The 26,353-nt window shown below is 57.7% G+C and carries 18 protein-coding genes and 1 tRNA gene; 7 read left to right on the top strand and 12 right to left on the bottom strand.

What is annotated here, in order from left to right:
- Positions 1 to 65: 65 nt before the first annotated feature.
- Positions 66 to 530 carry an iron-responsive transcriptional regulator RirA gene (rirA, locus tag MKI86_RS10145; RefSeq protein ID WP_241600607.1) on the bottom strand — a complete coding sequence of 155 codons (465 nt, stop codon included), beginning with the start codon at positions 528 to 530 and terminating at the stop codon, positions 66 to 68.
- Between the two features lie 172 nt (positions 531 to 702).
- Here rirA and MKI86_RS10140 point away from each other — a divergent pair, with 172 nt between their 5' ends.
- Entirely contained in the window at positions 703 to 1,746 is a 1,044-nt protein-coding gene (locus MKI86_RS10140) for a Fe(3+) ABC transporter substrate-binding protein (protein ID WP_241600596.1), read from the top strand.
- An 86-nt stretch (positions 1,747 to 1,832) separates the two neighbouring features.
- On the opposite strand, the gene MKI86_RS10135 is transcribed toward MKI86_RS10140, so the two are convergent.
- From MKI86_RS10135 to MKI86_RS10125, 3 genes are all read right to left on the bottom strand, one after another.
- Positions 1,833 to 2,924 carry a M48 family metallopeptidase gene (locus MKI86_RS10135; protein WP_241600595.1) on the bottom strand — a complete coding sequence of 364 codons (1,092 nt, stop codon included), beginning with the start codon at positions 2,922 to 2,924 and terminating at the stop codon, positions 1,833 to 1,835.
- Positions 2,914 to 4,005 carry a YjgN family protein gene (locus MKI86_RS10130; protein ID WP_241600593.1) on the bottom strand — a complete coding sequence of 364 codons (1,092 nt, stop codon included), beginning with the start codon at positions 4,003 to 4,005 and terminating at the stop codon, positions 2,914 to 2,916. The genes MKI86_RS10135 and MKI86_RS10130 overlap by 11 nt, the downstream gene beginning before the upstream one ends.
- Positions 4,006 to 4,138: 133 nt before the next feature.
- Positions 4,139 to 5,635 (bottom strand): CoA-acylating methylmalonate-semialdehyde dehydrogenase, encoded by a 1,497-nt coding sequence (locus tag MKI86_RS10125; protein WP_241600590.1) that lies wholly within the window; start codon positions 5,633 to 5,635, stop codon positions 4,139 to 4,141.
- Between the two features lie 102 nt (positions 5,636 to 5,737).
- Between MKI86_RS10125 and MKI86_RS10120 the strand changes: the two genes are divergently transcribed.
- The 3 genes from MKI86_RS10120 (at position 5,738) to MKI86_RS10110 (ending at position 10,363) form a co-directional block, all read left to right on the top strand.
- The gene (locus MKI86_RS10120) at positions 5,738 to 6,619 is read left to right on the top strand and encodes a LysR family transcriptional regulator (RefSeq protein WP_241600588.1); all 882 of its coding nucleotides are present in this window, start codon (positions 5,738 to 5,740) and stop codon (positions 6,617 to 6,619) included.
- A gap of 356 nt (positions 6,620 to 6,975) precedes the next feature.
- Entirely contained in the window at positions 6,976 to 9,135 is a 2,160-nt protein-coding gene (locus MKI86_RS10115; protein WP_241600586.1) for a site-specific integrase, read from the top strand.
- 112 nt (positions 9,136 to 9,247) lie between these two features.
- On the top strand, positions 9,248 to 10,363 hold the full coding sequence (locus MKI86_RS10110; RefSeq protein ID WP_241600577.1) for a hypothetical protein: 1,116 nt from the start codon (positions 9,248 to 9,250) through the stop codon (positions 10,361 to 10,363).
- 15 nt (positions 10,364 to 10,378) lie between these two features.
- Here the strand turns inward: MKI86_RS10110 and MKI86_RS10105 are convergent, their stop codons facing one another.
- The 6 genes from MKI86_RS10105 to MKI86_RS10080 form a co-directional block, all read right to left on the bottom strand.
- Entirely contained in the window at positions 10,379 to 10,996 is a 618-nt protein-coding gene (locus tag MKI86_RS10105; RefSeq protein WP_241600575.1) for a recombinase family protein, read from the bottom strand.
- A gap of 163 nt (positions 10,997 to 11,159) precedes the next feature.
- The gene (locus MKI86_RS10100; protein WP_241600573.1) at positions 11,160 to 14,051 is read right to left on the bottom strand and encodes a type I restriction endonuclease subunit R; all 2,892 of its coding nucleotides are present in this window, start codon (positions 14,049 to 14,051) and stop codon (positions 11,160 to 11,162) included.
- Positions 14,048 to 14,737 carry an abortive infection family protein gene (locus tag MKI86_RS10095; protein ID WP_241600570.1) on the bottom strand — a complete coding sequence of 230 codons (690 nt, stop codon included), beginning with the start codon at positions 14,735 to 14,737 and terminating at the stop codon, positions 14,048 to 14,050. Before MKI86_RS10095 ends, MKI86_RS10100 begins: the two co-directional genes overlap by 4 nt.
- An 8-nt stretch (positions 14,738 to 14,745) precedes the next feature.
- Entirely contained in the window at positions 14,746 to 16,017 is a 1,272-nt protein-coding gene (locus MKI86_RS10090; RefSeq protein ID WP_241600568.1) for a restriction endonuclease subunit S, read from the bottom strand.
- On the bottom strand, positions 16,017 to 17,606 hold the full coding sequence (locus tag MKI86_RS10085) for a type I restriction-modification system subunit M (protein ID WP_241600566.1): 1,590 nt from the start codon (positions 17,604 to 17,606) through the stop codon (positions 16,017 to 16,019). Before MKI86_RS10085 ends, MKI86_RS10090 begins: the two co-directional genes overlap by 1 nt.
- A 27-nt stretch (positions 17,607 to 17,633) precedes the next feature.
- Positions 17,634 to 18,128, bottom strand: a complete 495-nt coding sequence (locus tag MKI86_RS10080; RefSeq protein WP_241600564.1) for a hypothetical protein — start codon at positions 18,126 to 18,128, stop codon at positions 17,634 to 17,636.
- 63 nt (positions 18,129 to 18,191) lie between these two features.
- Between MKI86_RS10080 and MKI86_RS10075 the strand changes: the two genes are divergently transcribed.
- Positions 18,192 to 19,718 (top strand): relaxase/mobilization nuclease domain-containing protein, encoded by a 1,527-nt coding sequence (locus tag MKI86_RS10075; RefSeq protein ID WP_241600562.1) that lies wholly within the window; start codon positions 18,192 to 18,194, stop codon positions 19,716 to 19,718.
- Positions 19,719 to 19,986: 268 nt separating this feature from the next.
- Here the strand turns inward: MKI86_RS10075 and MKI86_RS10070 are convergent.
- Together MKI86_RS10070 and MKI86_RS10065 are read right to left on the bottom strand one after the other, a co-directional pair.
- A tRNA-His gene (locus MKI86_RS10070) sits at positions 19,987 to 20,063 on the bottom strand.
- Between the two features lie 145 nt (positions 20,064 to 20,208).
- A complete protein-coding gene (locus tag MKI86_RS10065) occupies positions 20,209 to 20,658 on the bottom strand; it encodes a phasin (protein ID WP_241600560.1) in 450 nt (149 codons plus the stop codon).
- 243 nt (positions 20,659 to 20,901) lie between these two features.
- On the opposite strand from MKI86_RS10065, the gene MKI86_RS10060 reads away from it, so the two are divergent.
- Together MKI86_RS10060 and MKI86_RS10055 are read left to right on the top strand one after the other, a co-directional pair.
- Positions 20,902 to 24,414: an ATP-binding protein gene (locus tag MKI86_RS10060; RefSeq protein ID WP_241600558.1), complete on the top strand. Its 3,513-nt coding sequence runs from the start codon at positions 20,902 to 20,904 to the stop codon at positions 24,412 to 24,414.
- Positions 24,415 to 24,604: 190 nt separating this feature from the next.
- Positions 24,605 to 26,182 (top strand): ABC transporter permease, encoded by a 1,578-nt coding sequence (locus tag MKI86_RS10055; RefSeq protein ID WP_241600733.1) that lies wholly within the window; start codon positions 24,605 to 24,607, stop codon positions 26,180 to 26,182.
- Positions 26,183 to 26,353: the final 171 nt, after the last annotated feature.

The raw sequence follows: 26,353 nt of genomic DNA, 5'->3' as shown, positions 1-26,353 counted from the left end.
AATGGATTTTAATGCCAAGAAGCGATCCCCATTGCGGAGGGAGCGCCGAAGGCGGAAGCCTGAATTCAGGCTGCAGGCTGGCGGGCTGCCGCCGTCGCTTCCAAACCGAGCAGCATCCCGATTTGCGGACGCGCTTTCACAAGATCGTCGATGGTGTACTGCTGGAGCACCTCGAAGAAGGCGTTCAGCGCCTTGCGCAGCGCGGCGTTCAGACCACAGCTGTCGACCAGCGGGCACTCGATCTCGCCTGCCTCGAAGCATTCCGCCATGGCGAAGGAATCCTCGGTCACGCGCACCACGTCGAACAGCGTGATTTCGCTGGCAGGCTTGGGCAGACGCACGCCGCCGTTGCGGCCACGAACGGTCTCGATGATGCCTGCGCGCGTCAGCGGCTGGAGGATCTTGAAGAGGAATAGTTCGGAAACACCATAGGCCCTGGCAATCTCGGGAATGCGGCTGAGCCTGTCACCATTCGCCGCACAGTACATCAACATGCGTACGGCATAGTTGGTTTGTTTCGTCAGACGCATCGGGAACTCCGAATCCGGGTTTCAGTGAGATCACATATAGGGCACTTCGTGGTTTAGAACAATTCCAAAAAGCGGAAAATCACAGTCATGTTATGATGGGTACAGTTGACTGCGGTTGGCAAGCCTTTAAAGGAGACTTTTGCAGTAAAGAATAATGCACCAGGAGGACCCGATGCAACTGCTCAAGACTTCTCTCGCCGCCCTTGCCCTCTCGGCCGCTGGTCTCGCCATTGCGGCACCGGCGCACGCAGACGGTGAAGTCAACATCTATTCCTATCGCCAGCCGGACCTGATCAAGCCGCTGCTCGACGAATTCACCAAGGAAACCGGCATCGCAACCAACGTGCTGTTTCTCGACAAGGGTCTTGTCGAGCGCATCCAGGCGGAAGGTGCCAATTCGCCGGCCGACGTCATCCTGACCGTCGACATCTCGCGTCTCACCGAAGCCAAGGATGGTGGCGTTACGCAGCCGGTCCAGAGCGACGTCATCAACAAGGACATCCCGACGCAGTATCGCGATCCCGACGGCGACTGGTTCGGCCTGACCACCCGTTCGCGCGTCGTCTACGCCTCGAAGGATCGCGTTCAGCAGAACGAAATCACCTATGAGGAACTTGCCGATCCGAAGTGGAAAGGCAAAATCTGCACCCGTGACGGCCAGCACTCCTACAATATCGGCCTGATCGCCTCCATGATCGCCCATCACGGCGAAGCCGAAACCGAAAAGTGGCTGACGGGCCTGAAGAACAACCTCGCCCGCAAGCCCGACGGCGGCGACCGCGACCAGGCGAAAGCAATCCTCGCCGGCGAATGCGACCTCGCGCTTGGCAACTCCTACTATGTCGGTCTCATGCAGACCAACGAGAAGGAGCCGGAACAGAAGGAATGGGCGGCCGCCATCAAGGTGCTCTTCCCGAACGTCAACGACCGCGGTGCGCACGTCAATGTTTCCGGCATGGCCATGGCCAAGAACGCCCCGAACAAGGACAACGCGCTCAAGCTGATGGAATTCCTGTCGGCCGGCACCGCACAGCAGATCTATGCCGAGCAGGTCTACGAATATCCGGTTCTGCCGGGCGCCGAGCCCTCCGACGTGGTCAAGGCCTTCGGCACGCTCAAGGCCGATCCGCTGCCGCTGTCGGAAATCGCGGCCAATCGCAAGAAGGCCTCGGAGCTCGTCGACAAGGTCGGCTACAACGACGGCCCTTCGCAGTAATATCCCTGCCTCCCAAGGCAAACGGAAACGGCGGCCTCTGGCCGCCGTTTTTGTTTTCCGTCCCTCGCTACCAGTGTCGTGGTGCCTTACTGAAGGTCCGGGTCCGACTGGCCGGAAATGATCCGCGCGTAATCAGTGATGTCCTTCTTGCGCTCCGGCGTACCCGGATGCGTCGAGAGGAGGCTGGTGTTCGACCTGTCACCCAGCTTCTCCTCCAGCAGGCCGAAGAACCGGGCAATCGCCGCCGGATCGTAGCCGGCCTTCGCCATCAGCTCGACCGAGCGCCGATCGGCCTCCGCTTCCGCCGCCCGCGAATAGGACAAGGCCAGAAGGCCGCCGCCCTGCACCAGCACGTCCTCCATCGCCGAGCCGACATCACCGGCGATCAGCATGATGAGGCCGGTCATGCCCGCAGCGCGATAGAACTGCCGCAGGCTGTGCTCGAGTTCGACATGGCCGATCTCGTGGGCCAGCACGCCGACCAGCATTTCCGTGTCGGTGCCCGCAAGTTCCACCAGCTGGTCGGTAATGACCAGCGTCCCATCGGGCAGAGCGAAGGCATTCGGCCCGATGAAACCGCCATCGCGGAAGTTGAGATTGTAAGCCTTGGCACCGCGTGGCGACTGGGCGGCAATCCTGGCGAAACCGTCGATAATTTCCTTGCGGCGCGCCTCGGGCAGCTTCGTCTGGGAAAACGTCGTCTTGTCGAGCGTCGCCAATGTCCCCTGCCCCATGAGTTGCGGAACCATGGGCGGCGTCGTCAGGATGGCAACCTCAACAAGGGCGGGAACACCCCAGCGGTAGATGACGCTGCCAAGCGCGAAGGCGACGAGCACGATGACAATCAGGCGCAGGCGGAACTGCTCCAGCCAATGCACGAAACCGGCTCCGCCCTTGCCGCGCATGGCGAGATAGCGGTCTATGCCGTCGTTGTCCCACGTCTCGAAGATCGATCCGTCGGGAAAGGTCACGCGGCGGGGAATGGACCCGACGCGGCTGGATATGTCCAGCCACGAGAGGCCGGCGCCGGCAAGCGCCTTGCCGCCTGCGGCCGGCTGGGCGAGGACTTCCCCCGCCCCTTCGACAAGCAGGGCTTCTACGGAACGGCTGGAGCCGGCGGGGTGCCAGTCTCCTTTGGCAATGGCCCCACCGGCGTTGGCAACGGGTTCAGAAGCCAAAATCGAATCCTTCGAAGTCCATGAACTCGGCGCCGACAGCCGATCCCTGCGCCTCGATAACGCTGAACAATTCGCCGATATCGCCAGCGAAGGTGACGCCGGTGTGCTCATAGGTATAGCGCGCCAAGCGCACCGCCGCCCATGGCCGCATCAGGCCGAGGGTCAGGATCGTCACGATAACGTTCGAGATGGCAATCCAGGTGTATCGTGTCCGCGACATGTCGCTGAGCAGCCTGTGCCGGCCGTCGAAAGTCGTCGACGACCAGACGATGTTGCGCACGGCGGCACGATAGAAAAGCCCCACCACGCCGAACAGGGCGAAAAAGCCGATATAGGCGACGACGATGAAAATATGCCAGATCGAGAAGGAGATCTGGCCTGCAGCCGACGAACCCGCAATCGCACCGACAATCGCCTCCAAGTTAAGGGCCACGAAGCCTGCAACGACAACAAGGCCAGCGACTGCCACACCGGCCGACATCAGCCACGCCTTGAACAGCGGGCCGAACTTCGGATCAGTATCAAAAGCCTTCCCACCGTAACGCAGATTGGAGCCGACATAGCGCGCCACCCAGCGGCTGGCGAGCGGCGTGAGGATACCGAGCGTAAGGGTGGCGATCAGGCCGCCGAGAATAAATGCCTTGAAAGCCCCGCCGGGGCCGCCGACGAAATCGAAGCGCACATTGCGGTAGCTCGTCACCCGCGCGCTGAAGCGCAGGCCCCTGGCGACCAGCCACGGCAGCGCGATGAGAAAGGCAATCGCCGGCAACAGTGCCAGAAACGGGTTCAAAAAGCCGACGAGGTTGAGCACGGCGATCGCTCCGATCAAGATCAGGCGGCCGATAAGGATCTGCAGGCCACGCGCGTGATATTCGAAGGAGCGGCCAAGCAGCACGGTGTTGCCGTAGAAGTAGCGGTTACGCCTTACCTTCGCCCAGGCCGAATAGATACCGAGCGTGAGGATCGTCAGGAGAACATTGACGATCCAGATACCGAAATACTCCGAAGCCCTGCCGGTAAACCCGATGCGATAGAACGCGCCTGCCGTGGCGACGGGCGGCGCCGATTCTGCCAATGCCATATTATGTCCCTTCCGAAATGCATGATCACGGAGGTAACGGGCCTGGCTCATGCCCTATTCTTCGCAAAGCACAAAAAAGCGGCAATGCAAAAGGGCTCCCGCGAGGGAGCCCTTCATCTTCAATCCGGTTGGATCACTTCATCGTCGGCATGACGAACTCGGCGCCATCCTTGATGCCCGACGGCCAGCGGCTCGTCACGGTCTTGGTGCGAGTCCAGAACTTGATGGAATCCGTGCCGTGCTGGTTCAGGTCGCCGAAGGACGACGACTTCCAGCCACCGAAGGAATGGTAGGCCAGCGGAACCGGGATGGGAACATTGACGCCGACCATGCCGATATTGATGCGGCTGGCAAAGTCGCGGGCGGCATCACCGTCACGGGTATAGATGGCGACGCCGTTGCCGTATTCGTGCTTCATCGGCAGGTCGAGGGCTTCTTCGTAGTTCTTGGCGCGAACGACGGAGAGAACCGGGCCGAAGATTTCGGTCTTGTAGATCTCCATGTCGGGCGTGACGTTGTCGAACAGGCAGCCCCCGACGAAATAGCCGTCTTCATAGCCCTGCAGCTTGAAGCCGCGGCCATCGACCACGAGCTTGGCGCCTTCCTCGACGCCCTTGTCGATGAGGCCCAGGATGCGCGTCTGGGCTTCCTTGGTCACGACCGGGCCCATGTCGGCCTTGTCATCGGTATACGGGCCGATGCGCAGGCTCTCGATCATCGGCGTCAGCTTGTCGATCAGGCGGTTGGCGGTTTCCTCACCGACCGGAACGGCAACCGAGATCGCCATGCAGCGCTCGCCGGCCGAGCCGTAGCCGGCGCCCATCAGGGCGTTGGCGGCCTGGTCGAGATCGGCATCCGGCATGATGATCATGTGGTTCTTAGCGCCACCGAAGCACTGTGCGCGCTTACCGTTGGCGGCGGCCGTGCCATAGACGTAACGAGCGATCGGCGTGGAACCAACGAAGGAGATCGCGCTGATATCCGGGTGCGTCAGCAGGCCATCGACGGCGCTCTTGTCGCCGTTGACGACATTGAGGATGCCGGCCGGCAGACCGGCCTCGATCATCAGTTCGGCGAGGCGGATCGGCAGCGACGGATCGCGCTCGGACGGCTTCAGGATGAAGGCGTTGCCGCAGGCGATGGCCGGCGCGAACATCCACATCGGGATCATGCCCGGGAAGTTGAACGGCGTGATGCCCGCGCCGATACCGACCGGCTGGCGGATCGAATACATGTCGATGTTCGGGCCGGCGCCTTCGGTGAATTCGCTCTTGGAGAGGTGCGGAATGCCGATGACGAATTCGCAGACTTCCAGGCCGCGGATGACGTCGCCCTTGCTGTCCTCGACCGTCTTGCCATGCTCCTTGGAGATCAGAACCGCCAGCTCGTCCATATGCTTGTTCAGGAGTTCGACGAACTTCATGAAGACGCGGGCGCGGCGCTGCGGGTTGGTGGCGGCCCACTTCGGCTGCGCGGCCTTCGCGCTGTCGACGGCGGCCTGGAGTTCTGCTTCGCTGGCCAGCGCGACCTGCGCCTGCACTTCGCCGGTTGCCGGGTTGTAGACATTGGCCGTGCGGCCGCTGGTGCCGGGCACCTGCTTGCCGTCGATAAAGTGACCGATCTGATACATGGGAGTCCTCCTTGGTTATGGGCAGATGATCGCACTTCAATTTGCACAACACAATCGCCTGAGATAAGGAACCGTTGTGCAAGAATTGAAGTCGGAGGCTGCATGAACTGGGATGATGTGCGCATGTTTCTGGCCGTGGCCCGCACCGGCCAGATCCTTGCGGCTTCGCGGCGGCTCGGGGTCAACCACGCCACGCTCAGCCGTCGCGTCAGCGCGCTGGAAGAGGCGCTCAAGACCCGCCTCCTCATCCGGCGCACCAATGGCTGCGACCTGACGGCGGAGGGCGAGACGTTCCTGCGGGCCGCCGAGCGGATGGAAACGGAAATGCTGGCAGCGCAGGCGAGCATCGGTCGTATCGATACCGCCGTCGCCGGCACCGTGCGCGTGGGCGCGCCTGACGGTTTCGGCGTCTCGTTTCTCGCACCGCGTCTCGGCAAGCTGACGGCGCGGCACCCGGAGCTCAAGATCCAGCTTGTGCCGGTGCCCCGCTCCTTCTCGCTGTCACAGCGGGAGGCGGATATCGCAATCACGCTCGAACGACCGGAACAGGGCCGCCTCGTCTCCTCCAAGCTTACGGATTATACGCTCGGGCTCTACGCGTCGCGCGACTACCTTGCGGAGAACGGAACGCCGGAAACGGTGGACGAACTGAAAGCGCATCGGCGCGTCGGCTATGTGGAGGACCTGATCTTCACCGCCTCGCTCAACTTTACCGGCGAAATCATGCGCAGCTGGGACGCGGGCTTCGAGATCTCGAGCGCCACGGGCCAGACGGAGGCCGTGCGCTCCGGGGCCGGCATCGGCATCCTGCACGACTATATTGCCCGACAGCATCAGGAGCTTGTGCGGGTGCTTCCCGCAAACACCATCCGTCGCGCCTACTGGACCACCTGGCACGAAAGCGCGCGCGACCTGGCCCGCGTGCGCACCGTCGCCGAATTCCTTCAGGAACTCGTGCGGCAGGAGCACGACATCTTTCTCTGAGACCGAGCGGCGGCGCTTCGCACGAGCCACCGCGCGCGGACATCGGCTGAAATGCAGGATGAAACGACGAAAAAGCGAAAGCTTCCCCTCTCCCGGTAAGTCGTTATGACTACTAGACTTATCGGGAGAGGGGAATGGTACGGTTGAGTGGGGTCGAACCACCGACCTCAGGTGCCACAAACTTCCGGTTTGACATATACAGCACCGCGAGAATGGCACCATCCCTTGCCAAAACGTACTATTTTCAATAGTTTATTTCACTTTCACGCCTCGCCAAGGTCGCGTGCACGCTTGCTTTCGCCGTCATTTCAGATAAGGGAAATCGGTATAGAGGCGGTATAGAATGCAGGCTAGCAATGCCATCCAAAACCATCCCGTGCAAAATCACGGCAAAAATCATTCAGGAAGCCAGTGACCGCGCGAAGACAGGCTTAGTCAGCGGCGACACCGTCATATATGCGGACTCCAGCACACCAGGGTTGCAAATTCGCGTCCAGGGAAAGCGAGCGTTCTGGGCGGTGAAATATGGTGACTTCACCAGAACAATAGGGTTCGTTTATGCCGCCAAGGAACCTCATCGGCTCCTGCCATCCGTTACCGAGGCTCGCGACTTGGCAGCAGAAGCGAAAAAGGTCCTGGACGATGACCCTCGCAAGTTCGATTCATTCCTGTCGCTTTTTTACAATCTGCCAAAAGATGAGAAGAACGGGCATCGCGACCCAGAGGAGGCTCGCAGACTTGCTCGCGGGCTTATCACGACTTGGACGCTGCGTCAGTGTTTTGAGTTTATGATCGAAGATCGGCAACGCCCTGGTGCGGAAGAGCCCGTCAAGAAGGGACGGAGCGGCTCCCTTCAGGAATGGGATTTGACGCTACGCAGACCCGCTATGCAGGCAGTGCTAGACATGCCTGCTGCGATCCTGACACGAGGAGATTTCGATGATGTCCGGAAGGAGATGCTGAAAATCGGCATCGAGCCAACCAACAAAGCTATGTCCGCTGTCCGCACCTGCCTGTCGTATTGCCTGAAGTGGGCACCTGGAAAAAGTGGCCTGGATGAAAAAAACCAGTGGTGGCTCCTTCTCGCACGTGGTGGAAAGTCCAACACTCGCGACAGAAGCCCTACAGTCGACGATATAGTACGGGTGCTTTTATTGGCCGAAGAGTATCTGGAGAAACCACTCCCAGGCCGAACCGACGCGAAACACGGAATCGGCGCGAACGTGTTTGCAGCCCTATGGTGGCTGATGCTGACCGCGCAGCGGACCTATGCAGCACTGCACCTAGAGCGGGTCAAATTGTTCCCCGACACGAGTCCGGAAAGTCCGGGGCCAGGGTGGTATTTGGCAGTTTGGCCGGAAGATGTGATGAAGGCGGGCAAAGAGCACGTCATCCCGATCCCGCCTCGTGTAGTTAAGCATATGTTGCCTTTGATTGCGGCAGCAAAGAACAGCGACAGCATTTGGGCCTTTCCCTCCTCCGAAGGCAATAGCGAGAAGGACATCACCGTCAACGAGAGTTCGGTGAGGCTTTTCATGCGGCGACTGGCGGCGCGTGACACCTTGGCGTTGGATAAAAAGGGCAACCGGAAAAGCGGCTTCGTTGATTTCTTCGAAGTCTTCAACATTCCTTGGTGGACCCCGCACGATATCCGCAATTCGATTGGCAAAGAGCTTGATCGAGCGGGTATCCCCGGAGGTTCATCCGTAATACTTGCCCACAAAATCACACTTCCCAAAGGTAGCCAACCTGATCGCCGACGGGCCGATTGGCTTGAGCAATTCGTGGAGGACATAACCGCACGAGCATACCATGATCCTGTCCGTATGCAGCTTAAAGCCAAAGCAATGCTGGTGTGGACGAACAAGATTTTGGATCGGTATTTTGAACTTAAGGGGGTCAACGATGAGTTTATCCGAGAACGGCGAAATGGCTTACTGGCGACATACGTCGCGAGCGACCTCCATCACCTTCAGGACGCAATCGTTTATGCCCGGAGCCGCTACCAAGATGATCTGGCTGACGCCCGAACGGCAGTCGAGGAAGACCGCAGCACCCTGGATGAGATCAGGAAGGAGATTACTTCGGCTCTCAGGATCACTGACGAGATGCCCTCTAGGCTTCGCATTGCTACCGCAACGCTAGAACAATCTGAGATAGGGCTTAAAGCGCTTGAAAGCGATCACGCGGGAAGCATTCTCCAGCTTGCCGAGCAATTTCGCGATGACATTGGGATGCGGTTCGACGCGAGAGCCGTCGATCTAAAGCTGGAACAGATTTACCGAGCGGCAGGGCGCGAATTGCTCGACGAAAATCGATTTCAACCGAGTCGAGATGTTGCTGACTACCAAAATCTTCGGCGTCAGCTCGTCATTGGAGAGATTTCATTTGAGGAGTTGAAATCGGAAGCCACTCGAATGTATGGATTTGAACATCCGAAAGTAGCAACTGACCAAGCAACGTTACGGCAACAACTTGCGGACGAGTTTGGCCTGGATTTTCGAAGCGACCGATAAAAGCGCGCTCTTGAGGTCTACACATAATTGACAGTCTTCCGACCGGCTCACGCTAATTGACCGTGGCTACAATCCAGTTGACCATATTCCTATTGCATTTGGGATTGCGGTCATGGGCACGACAAAGATTGTGGCAGGCGGACAAAGAAGACTTTCAAATAGCCAAGTTTCAGCGGTGTTGGCATCGCGCCTTCTTCGCCTTGGTTTCCGACCCTATAAATCGGACCGGGAACGCTTCATGATCACCATACCGGAGGACGGCAGCCCCCGCGAACTGATTGAATTGGGCCAACCAATAAAGGGTGGGCGCTTCTTTCACTCGAATACCACGACGAAGAATATTGCCCTTACCGATGAGTTCACCGCATTCTGCAGTGAAGTGGGACTAACCGATTGCTATTACTGGAGCATTTGCCTGCCCGTCCGAAAAGCAGCGCTTGACGCGCTTGACGACGAGCTTCAACGGTTCAACCGGAAGATCAACAACCAGTTTTCTGAGCTGCGGAAGTGTTACCGGTTTGAGCAGCTGATCCTGGCGCTTCATGTCAGGTACGATGAACTGTCGGACGCAATCGACCTTCACGCACACTTCATTTGCCGTGTTCCCTCTGAACATCTGGAAAGCGTTCGGCATGTGCTTCGAACGAAGTTCTCACGGCCCGATCTGGACGTTGGCCCCATCCGCAACGTCGCAGCCGCAGTCAATTATATGCTCTACGGCGTCTTTAATAACAGGGAGATGATCGGCTGGCCCGACCATGCACTCGAAGCTGTATGGAGGCTAACTCAACAGAAGCGTTTTCGTTACGTCCGTACGGGCGGCGGCTTCGCCAAATGGCGGCGAGCAGCGCGGCTGGCAAACGACAATGCGGCCACGGAATCCAAAAACAAGCAGCCATACCCTGTTGATCCGACCAGGCCACGATTCCTCGCGCGAATTACGGCAAAAGTTCGCGGAAAACGTCTTGCGGCTCTGCTCTACGAGCACCCTGCTCAAGCTCCGGATGTGCCGAGTCAAGCGAACGAGTATTCTACTGCGAGTCGCCTCGTAACTCAGGAGACGGCACAATCATCAAAACCGACCAAATCTCTCGACCTACCGGGCCGTCCCCCCCAAGGATGGGATAGCATCAGGACTGCTATTAAACGGATCACGGCACCGATCTCGTCTTTAGCTGGCAAAATTCACGGAATCGGAAAAAAGCTCATCAGAAGGCTGCTCTGCTGATGTCGAAGACCCGCTTTAAGAAACTCCTAGGACTTTTCTCCCATCTTGACGGAGTTCTCCCCTGGGCGAGATATGCCTATATAGCGTTTGCCGAGAGACCTTCAGCTCGTGACATAAATCGGAAACCACGGTCTCCGGCTGGCCCATAGCTGCCTGAGCGAGCCGAATTTTTGCCGGTGTCATCGTCGCCTTTCGTCCTCCGACACGTCCACGGGCACGGGCGGACTGTAGTCCTGCAATGGTACGTTCTCGGATCAGTTCGCGCTCAAACTCTGCAAGCGATGCAAAGATTCCGAACATCAGTTTGCCTTGCGCAGAACCGGTATCAATCGGCGTTTGACCAGACAGGACACGGAATCCGATACCACGCCTTGAGAGATCATCGACCGTATTCACCAGATGACGGAGATCACGACCGAGACGATCAAGTTTCCAAACCAGCAGGGTATCGCCGGACCGCAAAGCTTTCAGACAGGAATCCAATCCTGACCGTTCATCCCGCTTTCCCGATGCGAAATCCTCATAGATCATTCTCGGATCAACACCAGCATTCAGCAAAGCGTCACGCTGGAGATCGACCACCTGCGATCCATCCGCTTTCGAAACCCGGACATACCCTACCAGTTCACCCATGCCTCAACTCCTGTCACGCAAACGACCGTATCTGAGACAATGGTGATTCAGGTCCTCATCGGCCGCAACTTTGTCACTTTGGCCGTATCTTTTTCACTGTCACCAAAAGGCCGTGCGTTTCTACAATGGGCTGTTCATGAAGTCCGCATTTGCTTGAGACCTCCTAGCGATCATCGAACGTCCCAATGATCTCCAAGAGCTTCTGTTTGACGCGTTCAATGATCGCCTTTCGCTGCAAGATTTTTGGCCTTTCCTTCAACGCAGAAACAATGGTTTCCCGCAGCGGCTCCCGCTGTGTGAAGTGATAGTCGTTGATGATCCCGGCGACGGCTTCGGGCTTCAAGCCTTCGGCCTCACAAAGCGCCTGTATGCTGCTCTCCCGCTCTTCGGTCCAGAATTTGTCGAATTCCGGTTCGACGTCGTTCGCCGACCGAAGGTTCGGCAAATAAGTGTCGATGAATTTTTCGATTAGATCGCGCTTGCTGCGAAGTTGTGGTTCGGAGCCGAGCAAGTCGAGAATTGATTTTCGGCGCTGGTCTGCCGACGCCAGCGCTTCAGGATCATCCGACGTCTCGGCCTCTTTCAGCTTTGCCACTAATGCAAGAATATACGCGACATTGATTTCGTCACGTCGGATTAGTTCCAACTCGAAATCGACCTCGTCCAGGATCGAGGCTTTTTCTTCCTGTTCCGGCTTGCTTCGCGTCCGGTCGTATAGGTCGAGATATTTGCTCTTAAAGTCCTCGAAAGTCTGCTGCTCCATAAAAAGATTGGACCATGCAAACTGGGAGAAACTTGATAGCACATTCAATATTCGGATGAGCTTGCGAAACGCTTTGATGAACGCAAGTTGCTCGTTCTCATCTTTGAGGGAATCAACGGCCTTTGGTAAGGGCGCAATTTGCAGCAACTCCTTAACGCCCTCATTGAACTGCGCGACGTAAACCTCATAGGGTTCGATCAGGATTTCTTCGTTCGCATTTTTATCAGAGAAGAGCGCAATGGCTTCGTCGGTATTGTCCTTGAGGTTACGGAAACAAACGATATTTCCTTGGCTCTTGACGTCGTTCAAAATGCGGTTGGTCCGCGAATACGCTTGGATGAGCCCGTGGTAGCGCAGGTTCTTGTCAACGTAGAGCGTGTTGACCTTTTTGGCGTCAAAGCCCGTCAGATACATGTTCACGACGAGCAGAATGTCGACGCGATCTTTATCTTGAAAACCCTCTTTGTCGCGCTCTTTAACCCGCTTAGCGATATCCTTGTAGTAGTTGTAGAAGCCGTCATTCGACTTCGTACTGAAATTCGTACCATAAAGCTTGTTGTAATCGGCGATAAACGTATCAAGCTTTTCGCGGCTATGCCGGTGTTCGGGCGCGCTACTCGTGATGTTGAAGTCGGGATCGCCGATTAGGCCGTCCGCGTCTTTATCTTCTTCATTCGCCGCGAAGGTGAAAATCGTGGCTACCCGCAGATCATGAAGCCCTGCTTCCCGCCTTTCTTGAAGCTGCTCGTAATATTGAATTAGGACGTCGACGCTGCCCACAGCCATCATGGCGGTGAAGTCCCGATTATGGGTCTTTCGGCCATGATTCGCGATGATCCAATCGACAATGCCTTCGGTGCGATCAGGGCTTTCGAAAAATTCCTTCGTGTCTATCCCGGCGACCTTCTCATCGATCAGGCTGCCATCCTTCCGTTTGAGCTTACCCCAATATTCAACGGAGAATTTCAGCACGTTTTGATCACGGATGGCATCGGTGATGACATATTGATGCAACTGTTCGCCAAACAGGTCTTTCGTGGTTCGCATTCCGAGTGAATTGCGCGCTGCATTGTCCGCGAAAATCGGCGTTCCTGTGAAGCCAAACATCTGCGCCCGCGAAAAGAACTCCGTGATCCGCTTGTGGGTTTCGCCAAACTGAGAACGATGGCACTCATCGAAGATGAAAACGACCCGCTCATCCTGGAGAGCCTGCATCGTTTCGTCATATCGCTCGTTGCTGACTGCGTTATTCAACTTCTGGATTGTCGTGACAATAAGCTTTCGACCCGCATCGCCAAATTGCTTAACCAATTCGCGCGTGTTGTTTGTCCCATCCACACTACCCTTAGCGAAGTGATTGAACTCACGCGTCGTCTGATAGTCGAGGTCCGCGCGGTCAACGACAAAAACAACCTTCCTGACCTTCGGAAAGCCTGTCAGAATTTGAGCTGCCTTGAAACTCGTTAGCGTTTTGCCCGAACCCGTCGTGTGCCAGATGTAACCGTTCTTACGGCTCGTTTTGACCTGCTCCACGATGCGTTCAACCGCATAATATTGGTAAGGCCGCAGCACCATAAGCACGCGGTCGGTCTCTTGAAGTACAATGTAACGGCAGATCATTTTGGAGACTTGGCACTTCTCCAAAAAATCGTCGGCAAATTCGTCCAAATGTGTGATGAGGCTGTTGTCCGATTTCGCCCAGAAAAACGTCTGCTTGAAATGCTGTTTGCGCTGGTTCGCGTAATATTTCGTATTCACGCCGTTCGATATGACAAAAATCTGCACGTAGTTGAAGAGACCACGCGCCGACCAGAACGAATGCCGCTGATAGCGGTTGAGCTGGTTGAACGCCTCCTTCATCTCAATCCCGCGCCGCTTTAGCTCGACTTGAACCAACGGCAAGCCATTGATTAGAAGGGTTACGTCGTAGCGGTTCTTATAAGTGCCTTCCTGCTCGATCTGGTGTGTCACCTGATATTCGTTGCGGCACCATTCATCCATGTTGATGAATTGAAGATAAGCCGTCGAACCGTCGTCGCGCATAAGGGCGAAGCGATCACGCAGGGTTTTGGCCCGGTCGAATACGTTGCCCTTGTCGAGATGGTTGAGAACCTTTTCGAACTCGCCTTCGCTTAGAGGCTTGCCCTGAAGAACGGCAGCGTTGTGCTTGCTCAATTGCCCACGCAGGTTAGTAAGCAATGCGTCGCTGTTGTAGATCGTAACCGGTTCATAGCCCAAGCCGGTTAGCCGCTTGACGAGGTTTTTTTCAAGTTCCGCTTCGGATTGCGTCATTCCTCGCCCCCAAACCCCTCACGGAACTCCTCAAGCTTTATGACATAGTCTTCGTAGTAAAGTTCATACAAAGCGCTGCTGTAAATCAATCGCCCTTCGGGCAAAGGATACTTTTCATCCAGCCAATCGTTGAAGTCGCCGTTATCGTCATACGACACGATGGGAAGATCAGGCTCAACCTCAACGGTTTCATCAATCTCCTGGGAGTGTTCTGAAGGCTCTGGCGGTATGCTGTAGAACGCATCAAGCATGTAGCTCAACACATTCTCAGTCATGGAGAGGCAGAGTGCGGACAGCCGATCATTGCTTGAAGCCGTCTTCGGAACCGCTTTCCCGTGGGAAATGTCGCCGCGTTCATTCCGTAGCGTGCCCAAAGCATGCGCTAGCGACGAGCAACGTGTAACGAAATCATCCTCAATTACATTGTCGGCCTTCTTCAGCAGGCGTGCCGCTTGTTTAATCAACGGCCCGACATCCTTTTTGTCTAATTCCTCCCGTTTCGCAGTCGTGTCGAGCCGTTCGATGATCGACTTCGATACACCTTCAAGCAAAGATTTGCATGTCTCTATGCAGATATCGGGCTGATTAGAAAGGTAACTCTCTGCCTTCTTCATGAGGCTGATATAGTAGCGGAATTCGGGATAGCGGCCCGCGTGATGGACGATGAGTTCAACGGCTTGCCTCATATCCAGCCTCACACAAACATCTGTTGAAGCAGACCTTCTCGGAATTTCCCAATCTGGGTAATTTGGTCGTCGATCCCATCAATCCTCCTATCGAGAGCCGCGAGAAAGTCGGCGATCTTGCGCTGCTCATCGGGATGAGGAAGGTGAAAGTTGAGCCTCTCTAGATTGGCTTTTGAAATACCAAGAACCGAAATGCCTTGGGCCATTCGGACTATTTGTTTGCGCACTGAAGCACTTCGTAGGAGATATCCTGAAAATCCAACGGCCAGCTCCCCCGGTTTTGGGCGTGCGACATGTGTATGCAGTCCAGCGACTAGGGATCGATCACGGACCTCAACAATCTCGATAGCCTTTCCGATATCCGCGTAATCCTCAGATGCATCAGCAATTACGACATCGCCAAGCCGACAAAACTCTTCATCACTAAAGCCATTTATCGGGGCGGTTGAGGTGATAAAAGGAACATCCTCCTTAGATTGACGAAAATTAGCCTTAAACTTTGAATGAATATCGCCGTAGTGAATGTTCTGAATTGTCCCATTTGAATTCGATAAATGTTGACGGGACAGGTTGTTCGTTCGCACCCAAGAGAATACACCACTGAACTTCTTTTCTTCCCAATCCGGATATTTACTTCCGTCTTCACGTTTAAATCGAATTCTCTGGGAAAAAAGATGCTGCATAACGCCACGCTTATAGGCCGCGAGAAGTCCGCGCTTTCTCCCCAACTGCCTCAACTTTACATCGACTGCACCGAGAAATGTCGATACTTTCTTTTGCTCTGAGAGTTTGGGAAATCGGTGCTCCAGTTTGAGAAATTCCTGTTTGCTCAACACCCGGTTTCGACCGGCCCCACCCGGCGAAATTAGCTCCAGCTTCCAACGGAACCTCTTGTTTTCGATTATGTAGCGAAAAAACTCGTGGGTGACGGTCGTCTCGTCGAACCTGTAGGTCGGAAAACGGTGAGAAACGAGTCCACCATGATCCTCGGCGCTGACAAGAGCTATTGCTCCTTCCCACGCAAAGGTAATGTTCACGATGAGGTCGTTTTGATGGACGCGGTACAAACTATCCATCGCGATTGCCTTCGGGTCGGCGTCAGGTTTTTGGAACGTGCCACGCCCGTGGCTTCTCACTCCAATGGCTAAATAGCTTTCTGTCGGCTTCGGCACTTCCCGGAGTTCAGGCTTTAGAAATGTGGAAAACCGTATTTCCTTCCAGTCGTCATCAAACTCGGGGAATCGCAACTTCGGGCTGATAGGTTCTTTATCCGTACTCATCAAACCGGTGCCTTTATACCAAGCTCTGCACAAAAGTTGGTGATAGCTTCATCGGTCTTTATCATGGATTCGTCGAGCGCGGCCAACTCCGCAGTCACTGCGCCGAGGTCAACAAGCTCCTCTTCTTCGAACGTATCAACATATCGGGCGATATTCAGATTGTAGCCGTTTTCGACAGAAATTTCCGATGCGATATCGGCTTTATAACTATATTTAATGTCGACCTTCCGGTCTCTATATGTCGCAATGATGCGCTCCACATCGTCTTCGCGAAGATAGTTCTGGTTTTTAGCTTTGCCGTAGTTACCGCTCGCGTCGATAAACAAGATATCGTCTGGATGCTCCCGGCACTTTTTGAAGACCAGCACGCATGTCGGAATCGAGGTACCATAGAAAATATTGGGCGGAAGACCGATCACGGCATCGAGCCAGTTTTTCTCTCGGATAAGAAACTCACGGATATGCGCTTCTGCGCCGCCTCGGAACAATACGCCATGCGGGAGAATGACAGCCATCACCCCGTTGTCGTCGAGGTAGTGCAACATGTGCTGCACAAAAGCGAAGTCCGCCTTTGACCCAGGGGCCAGCCTTCCATACTGCGAAAACCGGTCGTCTGACTCCAGCGTGACGTTGGCGCTCCAGTTCGCGGAAAAAGGAGGATTGGCAACGACGGCTTCAAAGCGCATGTTCAGCGGGTGTTGCGGGTGCTCCAACGTGTCTTCCTGCCGAATATTGAACCGCGTATAATGAACGCCGTGAAGCAGCATATTCATGCGCGCGAGGTTGTACGTCGTGCGATTACGCTCCTGGCCATAGAACTCAACTTCACCGGGATTCTCTGCCTCTCTCGCAACTCGGAGCAGCAAGGAGCCGGAGCCGCATGTCGGGTCGTAAACCGACTTTAAGCGCTGCTTGCCAGTCGTCACGATACGAGCCAACACCGTGGACACCTCACGCGGTGTATAGAACTCACCGGCTTTCTTGCCCGCACCTGCAGCAAACTTCCCGATCAGATATTCGTATGCATCGCCCAACACGTCCGAGTCGGATTTGTAAAGTTCGAAGTCGATCTCATTGAGATGGGTGAGAACCTTTACGATAACTTCGTTCTTAGCCTTTTCTGTTCGTCCAAGTTTTGTTGAAGTCAGGTCGAGGTCTTCGAACAGCTTGTCGAAGTCGTCCTCGCTTTCCGTGCCCATAGTGGACTTTTCGATATTGCTGAGTATCCGCGCAAGGTCGTCAAGAATGAATGTACTTACACCCTCTTTGCCCTTGGCCGCGCCGCGCTCCGCAATCTGGCTGAAAAGTTCGGACGGTCTCAGGAAATATCCGAGATGCGCGACTGTCTCCTCCTTGACGGCTTCAATGATCTCCTCTCCAGCCTCGGTACCTTCAGGGATATCGAGATAGTCGATTTCATCTTCCGAGAGGATTTCGTTTGCGTAGGCAAGAAGCTTTTCGGACAGATATTTGAAGAAGATAAAACCGAGTATGTAGTCTCGGAACTCATCGGCATCCATCCGCCCGCGCAGGGTGTTGGCGATATTCCAAAGCTGTTGCTCAAGCTGTCTCTTTTGTTCTTCTGTCATTCTCACATCTCCGGCTCTCGACCGAATTCATACGGCCTCAACCTTGCACCACGTTCCCCAAAAAAAGCGGGTCCGGGCGTACATCGCTTCGAAGGCTTGATAGCGCAAAGCAGCTTTCACCTCCAGGCTGGCTGGTTGAAATTCCAAATATGAGGAACAGAGCTTTTGGCCGATGAGAAATTGACGCACCATCTTTGTAGAAACGCTTTGTTTCCAGTGTGTTGTTGCCAGCCATGCGCGTGTCGCCACGCGCAACAGGCCAAGGGGGCGACCGCCCCCTGTGGAACCCCGAAAAGGAGCTAATATGAAGACGTCATCAATCAGGATTAGAATCGCGGAGGGCGATAAAGCGAAGATCGAGGCCTTCTCAAGCAGGACGGGCAAGACGGTCTCTGAAATCCTGCGAGAATCCGCCGCCTCAGCCATATTGGGTGATGTGCCTGGCGCAAAGCAACGGATGACGTGCACCACAATTCGGCGTTCAGCAAACCATCTGCTTGCCATTCTTGCGGAAAAACCCATCCAACTCGAAACCTTGCGCTCTGCCCTCGTCGACATCCGCACAGCAGCTCATGACCTGGTGCAATGTCGATGATCATCAAGGGTATTCGTCTGCGTTCGTCATCCGGCATAAGCCGGACTATTCGCCATCTGGAAAACGGAGACGAAAACGATGCCGTTGACTTTATCGCCGGTACACCCGCCGACATCCGAGACATGCACCGTGACGCCTCTTCTATAGGGTCGCGATACGCTGTGCGACACTGGATCATTGCACCTCATGAAAGCACGACGCGGCAGCAGGCAATGAAAATGGTCGGGGCCATCGCGCAGGAGTTCACCTTCGATCCGGCACGCGCCGTCGTCGTCGAACATCGAAAAAGGCGCTCGATGGATGATGCCACAGACGTTCACTGGCACGTATTGGTCGGCGAAGTCGACCCGACAACAGGCCGCATTCTCGCGACATCATTCGACCGTATCAGGCACGAGTTGATCGCAAGGATGGCCGAATTTGCGTTCGGGCATGCGTTCGTTCCCGGCAAACACACGGATTCCGTTATCAAGGGGCTTCGAAAGCGTGGCTTGGACTGCGTCGCTGACCGGATTGAAGAATTTAATGCACCAATTCAGGCCGTTCCGGCGGAAGCTTTCACACATGCGCGACACCAGCAAGCGAAACGCCATGGGCTTGATCTGCCCGCCTTAAAACAAGCTATCAAACGTTCAGTGCTCAGCGCCCATTGCCAAGAGGATATTATTGCAGCGCTGGCCGCTGTAGGGTTGGAGGCAAAAGCAGGTGACAAACCTGGGACATGGATCGTCGTCGATGCCGAGAACGGCGTCTTGCTGGGAGCCTTGCATCGGCTCGCCGGGCTTCAAAAGTCCGCGATCAACGACCTTATGTTGACTAACGCGCCGCGAGAGTCCCGAAAAAAGCAAGATGCAGTCGACGCCGTATCGCCGAGCGAGAATTTACCGTTGGCAGACCAGCAACCGACCGCATCCGTACGGGAGGCAGTGGGGTCAAAAATGCGGATCAGTGAACGCCTTACCGATCTGGAAAACACGGCGTTGAAGGAATTAGAACTGCTTATCCCAAACTTCCAGCCAACAGCGGCAATGCAAACGGCGAGAGAGGTAGCCCGCGTTGCCGCCGATGATCTATCTCAAGCCGTCATGCGACGCACCGAGCTTGATATTCAGCTCGCCAAAATTCCGCGCGTTCGCTGGTGGTCGTACCTTACGGGAGCAGCCGAGCGACAACGAAAGAAGACTGCTGAGTTGGAACTGTCGCTTGAGGACATCGGCGCAGAAATTCGTCGCAAGGAAATGGCGGCAACAATATCCCGTCGAAAGGAAATCCAGGAGGAAAAGGCGGCGAAAGAAAGCCACGCGGCGACCGTCTTTGACATAGCTCAGCGGCAGAAAAATGCACGCAGTCTGCTGGCCGTCCTGGAGCACGCAAAGATCATTTTGGAAAAGAGACCGGAAGCATCCACGGAAGGCCTGAATTTCATTCTGGCGGCTGCGAACGCCAGGCTCCGCCGCAGCAACGCCATAGCCGATCAATTGCATGATCTCGACGCGGGAAGAAAGAACACTCGCTGAAATTATGACCACTTTCCGGTGGTGACCGGCGGCCTCAGCCCCTAACTTTTCACACAACTTCACTAACCGAGTCCCCTAAATCGTAGGGAACTAAGGTAGTGAGCGAGTTCTGGCAGCGGCAAGCAGACACGATTCGATCAAAATCGGCAGCATGGCAATGATCCGCAGCGGTACGCGTTTCTTGCAAGAGGATCGGTATAGGCCCGGTATAGATTGGAGCTTTAGATTATACCGGTGACTTATTCGTGGCTTAAGTCACTGAAATGAATGGTACGGTTGGGGGGTCTCGAACCTCCGACCTCAGGTGCCACAAACCTGCGCTCTAACCAACTGAGCTACAACCGCACACGGCGCGTGTTCCGCGCTTGGTGCGTCACATACGGGCAGCCGCACCTTTTTTCAAGCTCTTTTTACCCGGTATCAAACGAAAATGACCGGGCGATGGCCCGGTCATTCAAACCTTGCGGGCCGAGGCCGCGCGATATGCGGTTCAGACGGCCTTGAAGGACTTCATGGCCTTTTCGGCAGCCGACTTGCCGGGAGCGGAGACTTTTTCGGCAACCTTCTTGGAGGTTTCCTGAAGGGTCTTGGCCTGCTCGACGGCGACTTCGGCCTGCTTGCGAAGGAAGGCGGTCTGCAGTTCGAACAGTTCAGCGACCGACTTCACGCCGAGCAGGGCTTCCATGTGCGAAAGCGAGTTTTCAGCATTGGTGCGCAAAGCTTCGATGGCCTTGAGGCCGAGTTCGACGGAGCCGGCCTGCGCGCTCTCAAGCGTCGATTCGACGGTCTTGGTGGCGTCTTCGGCGGCTTCCTTCATCTTGGCATAGGCTTCCTTGGTCTGCGCGGCGCCCTTTTCGGCGAAATCACGGAAGCTTTCGGAAAACTTGCTCGGGTCGATGGATGCGATGGAGAATACGTCGTCGATCTTCTTGGTCGCCATTGTCTGCGCTCCTTTGGTGTGGCCCTCTTCAGAGGCGCCATGTTTCGAGTGAGCTTGATATAGGCGATTTTCTTTCGCATTGCAACATAATTGTGCAGTGCACAATTATGACCTGAGCCGTTAACCCTTTCGCCCGAAAGCGCGGGGCTGCCGGCCGCCGCCGCTGGACCCTTTGCCGCCTGACCGCTATTAATAAAGCGTTAATGGAAAGCCGGGGCGCCGGATCGAGATTCAGGCCTGAACATGTCCGCAAAACAGTATCCTTTTATCGACGTCGCCGTCCATGAACGGGTGCGCCTGCCGTTTGCGCGGGGTGAAGCCGTCGTGCTGTTTTCGCAGGATCTCGAACGCGTGCTCTGGTCGAACGGCCGCGGCGCCACGCTTTTCGGCCATGACAATGTCTACGACCTTCTGGATGCCGGCCCGGATCGCACCGATGTCGCCTTTCGCCAGCTTCTCGCCGCCGGCCGGCAGGTCCGCACGCCCGGCGAACGGCGCACGCTTCTCATGCGTATCGGCAGCGGCTTCCGCAGCGCGACCCTGACCGCCACCGTCGAAGGCATCACCCTGCGTCCGGGCGAGACCGCCATCCTGTTCAGCGCGCCGGTTTCCGACAACAGGCAGAGCGCGGCGGAAGCCGCCGCGGCGATGATTGCGGGGCTGGACGATCCGGACACCCACATGGCCGTTCTCGACGGTGACGGCGCAGTGATCGCGGCCTCCGAAAAATTCGAAGCGCTGGCGATCAGCCCTGAAACGCGCCGAACCTTGGTAGAGGCCACGGGCCGCAGCGCCGACCATCTCGTCAAGCGTCCCATTGCCACGGGCCGCGGGCATCTTCCCGCCGCCATCGGCCGTATTTCCAGCGACCCGGCACTGCACCTGCTGTTTGCCGTCGAAACGATCCTCGGCCATCTCGATCCCGATGAGGCCGACGCCGAACCGCATGCGGATGCAGCCGAAGGTGCACCTGTTGAACCCGTTCCGGGCGAAGAAGAGCCGGCGACTGATCACCTGATCACCGAGGATGTCCCGGAGCAACCCGTCGCCTCCGAGGATGATCTTCCGTCGGACGCACCTGTTCCCGAAGACACGGCCGTCGAGCTCGAAAATGCCGAAACAGTGACGGCTGAACCCGTGATCGATGAGACATTGGTGGAGACGGCGGACGAAGAACCGACCGCGCCTGAAAGCGATGACACATCGAACTTGGACGTCGTTCCCTCAGGCTTTGTCTTCAATCGGCAGGGGCGTCCAGTCCGCTTCGTCTGGAAGATCGATGCCGAGGGCCGGTTCAGCGAGATTTCAGACGAATTCGCCGCCGCGGTCGGCCCGCGCGCCGCTGGCATTTCCGGCGAGCGCTTCAGTGATGTGGCCGCGCGTTTCGATCTCGACCCGGATGGCAAGATCGGCGATCTTCTGCGCCGGCGCGACACCTGGTCGGGCAAGACGATCCTCTGGCCGGTCGAGGGCACCAACCTTGTTGTGCCGGTCGATCTGGCCGCGCTGCCGACCTATTCACGCAACCGCGAATTCGACGGCTTCCGGGGTTTCGGCATCGTGCGCATTGCCGATGCCGTGGCCGACGTGCATGCGCGCGGCCTGACACTCGGCGCCGTCACCACGCCCACCGAACAGGACACGCTGGTTGAGGAGGTCCTGACGGAAGAAACCGGGGCGCTGCTGGAGAAGGTGGCGGACGAACTCGACACGGAAGGCGATCCGGCGCCGTCGGACGATACGCAGCCCCCTGCTGAAACCCCTCCGGAATCCAGCGAGGACGTCGACGCCGCTCCCACCGCGACACTGGAACCGGCTCCCGAGGGCGAGGATGCGTTTCGCGGCGAACGCCCGGCGCTTCGCCTGGTCGAAACGCCGGCCCGGCGCCATTCCGACAAGGTCGTACAGTTTGAAAGCCGTCGCACGCGCGGCGGCCTTCTCGATGGTCTCTCCACCGGCGAGCAAGCCGCATTCCGCGAGATTGCCCGCCAGCTTGGCGAGACCTTCGGCAAGCGCAAGGCGGAGGACCGCCCGACGGACGACGCTTCGCTCGATGCGCAGGATGGCGAGACCGCGAACGTCGAAGACACGGCTGGCATCGACGAGACAGCTGAGGCCACCGCTCTCGCCGAAAACGAGACGGAAATGCCCGGCCTCGAAGTCGGTCCGCATGCGGATGACATGCTGCATGAGGAGCCGGCAAGCGAGCGCAGCGGATTCGCCCCCTCGCGGCGGCAGATGGACTACGGCCTTACCGCCGCCGTGGTGGATGCCCTTCCCGTTGCCCTGCTGGTGCATGTCGGCGATCGGCTCATTCACGCCAACCCCGAATTCTTCCGCCTGACCGGCTATGCGGATCTCGCCGATCTGGAGGCCTCTGGCGGCATCGACATCCTGCTCGCGGGCCGGGACGAGGATGCCGAACACCATGACGGCGCCATGATGCTGCGGCACGCCGATGGCGAAAGCACTAGCACCGTTCGCGCACGTCTCCAGTCCATCCGCTGGGAGGACGGCACCGCGCTGATGCTGGCACTGACGCCGATCCAGGAAAAGCCGGTGCTCTCGCTCGTCGAGACCGCGCCTGCACCTTCGGACGCAGAAGCCAGGACCGAGGAACAGGCCGCCGCATCGGCCTTGCGAATCGAGGTCAGCGAGCTTCGCTCCATCTTGGAAACCGCGACCGACGGCGTGGTCGTCGTCGGCCAGGACGGCGATATCCGCTCGATGAACCGCTCGGCCAGCGCGCTTTTCAACTATGACGAGGACGAAACGCGTGGACGGCCCTTCGCCATGCTGTTTGCTCACGAGAGCCAGAAGGCGGTGCTCGATTATCTCACCGGTCTTTCCGGGCATGGCGTGGCAAGCGTGCTGAATGACGGGCGCGAGGTCATTGGCCGCGAGGCATCCGGCGGGTTCATTCCACTGTTCATGACCATGGGGCGCCTCTCCTCCTCGGCCGGCTTCTGCGCCGTGATCCGCGACATCACCCAGTGGAAGCGCACGGAAGAGGAGCTGCGCAACGCCAAGCGCGCCGCCGAGACGGCAAATGCCCACAAAAGCGATTTCCTCGCGCGCGTCAGTCACGAGATCCGCACCCCGCTCAATGCCATCATCGGCTTTTCCGACATGATGGCGACGGAGCGGTTCGGACCGATCGGTCATCCGCGCTACATAGAATATGCCAACGACATCGGCCGCTCCGGCCGCCACGTGCTCGATATCGTCAACGACCTGCTCGACATTTCCAAGATCGAGGCGGGCGAGATGGAAATGGAGTTCACCGCCGTCGGCCTCAACGAGACAATCTCGGAGGCCGTGTCGCTCGTCCAGCCGCAGGCCAATGCCCAGCGCGTCATCATTCGTACCTCGCTGTCGACCAACGTGCCGCAGATCGTCGCGGACCTGCGCTCGATCAAGCAGATCGCGCTCAACATCCTGTCGAATGCCATCCGCTTCACCCCGTCCGGTGGACAGATCGTCGTTTCGACGGCCTATGAGGCGAATGGAAGCGTGGTGCTGCGCATTCGCGACACCGGCGTAGGCATGACGCGCAGCGAGCTTGAGCAGGCGATGAAGCCGTTCCGGCAGGTGACGACCGGCGCGCGCAAGCGCGGCGACGGCACCGGGCTCGGCCTGCCGCTGACCAAGGCTATGGTGGATGCCAACCGGGCGAACTTCGCGATCAACTCCACTCCGAACGAGGGCACGCTGGTCGAAGTGATCTTTCCCTCGCCGCGCGTGTTGGCAGACTGACCGGATTGGTCTAGACCGGCGCAAACGCCTTTCGGCTCTCCCGGTTTTTTCGGGCGGGCCGCATCGTCGAGGTAACGCAGTGCAGGTCCTTTCTGAAAATGTACCGGCGCGCAGCCTGCGCCGCCGTTCCGGCGCCGCCCGACATCCGGTTCTTTCCATCTCCGCCGTCCTGGCAGCAGCCATCGTGCTGATGCCGGCCATCGCCATAGTGGTGATCGCCGCGACCGGCGGCACCGACAACTGGCCGCATCTCCTCAGCAACGTCATTCCCCGCGCCACGCTGCGCACCTTCACCCTGCTGGCCGGCGTCGCCACCATCGCGGCAGTCGTGGGCGTGGTCACGGCCTGGCTGGTGGCGAGTTGCGAGTTTCCCGGGCGCCGGATCCTGTCGGGCCTGCTCGTGCTGCCGCTTGCCATTCCCGCCTATCTCGGCGCCTATGCATTTGCAGAGTTCTTCTCCTTCACCGGGCCGATCCAGAGCGCCTATCGCGCGCTGTTCGGCTTCCAGACCAGCCGAGACTACTGGTTCCCGGAAGTGCGCACGACCGGCGGCGCGATGCTGGTGCTGTCGAGCGTGCTCTATCCCTATGTCTATCTCTCGGCCCGCTCGATGTTCTTGATGCAGGGCCGGGCGGCGGCGGATGTTGCGCGCACGCTCGGTGCTGGGCCGCTGAAGGTCTTTGCGCGCATCCAGATTCCCATGGCGCGGCCGGCGATCATGGTCGGGCTGACGCTCGTGGCCATGGAAACGCTGAACGATATCGGCGCGGTCGAATATCTGGGTGTCCAGACGCTGACCTTCTCGATCTTCGACACCTGGCTCAATCGCGGCAGCCTTGCGGGCGCCGCGCAGATCGCCTGCATCATGCTCGTCTTCGTCGTCTGCCTGATGATGGTGGAGCGCGCCGCGCGCCGGCGGCAACGCTTCGCCAGCCAGAAGACGACAGCGGCGGTGCATGATTCCGTCCGCCTCAGGCTCGCGGGCTGGAAGCGCTGGGCGGCCAGCCTCACCTGCCTGCTGCCGCCCGTCATCGGCTTTGCCATTCCAGTCTTCGTGCTGGGCGGCTATGCGCTGCGCCGGGTGGAGCAATTCGCATCGCCACGTCTTCTTTCGGCGCTCTGGCACAGTGTGCTGGTCTCCGGGTCGACCGCCATCATCGCCGTGCTTCTCGCCTTCCTGCTGGCCTATGCGGCGCGCACCACGCGTTCCCGGCTAAACGCCGCTGCAGGCCGCTTCGCCTCGTTCGGCTACGGCGTGCCCGGGACGGTGCTGGCTATCGGCGTGCTCATTCCGCTCGCCAATTTCGACAATGCGCTGGACGCTTTCCTGCGGGCGAATTTCGGCATTTCGACCGGACTTCTGCTGTCCGGCACCGGCTTTGCGATCATCTACGCCTGCACCGTGCGCTTCCTCACCATGGCCGAGGGCACGATCGATGCGGGGTTCCACAAGCTTTCGCCGCATCTCGACATGGCGGCGCGCACGCTTGGGCGCACCAGCAGCCAGACGCTCTGGAGCGTGCTGGTGCCGATGATGCGGCCGGCGACGCTGACGGCGGCATTGCTCGTCTTCATCGAATCGATGAAGGAGCTTTCGGCCACGATCATGCTGCGGCCGTTCAACTTCAATACGCTCGCGACCCTGGTCTACGAGGACGCCTCACGGGCGAAGGTGGAGGATGCGGGCGTACCGGCCATGATCATCGTCGCGGTCGGGCTCATTCCGGTGTTTCTGGTGTCGCGCTCGCTCGACAAGGCAAACGGATAAAAAAAGGGCGACCCTAAGGCCGCCCCGATAGTTTGCATGCTGTCCAACGAAAGCCAGTGTGAACGGCATCATGCCATCGGGGTCGGTCGACCGATACGCCCGTCATCGGGCGCGCTCAAGTTGGGACGACCTTGTGCCAGCCCACCTTAAAAAATCCTTACCTGACCGGTT

It is taken from the genome of Shinella sedimenti (genome assembly GCF_022601905.1).
In the GTDB taxonomy this organism is placed as follows: domain Bacteria; phylum Pseudomonadota; class Alphaproteobacteria; order Rhizobiales; family Rhizobiaceae; genus Shinella; species Shinella sedimenti.
This window is presented reverse-complemented; position numbering and strand designations above follow the sequence as displayed.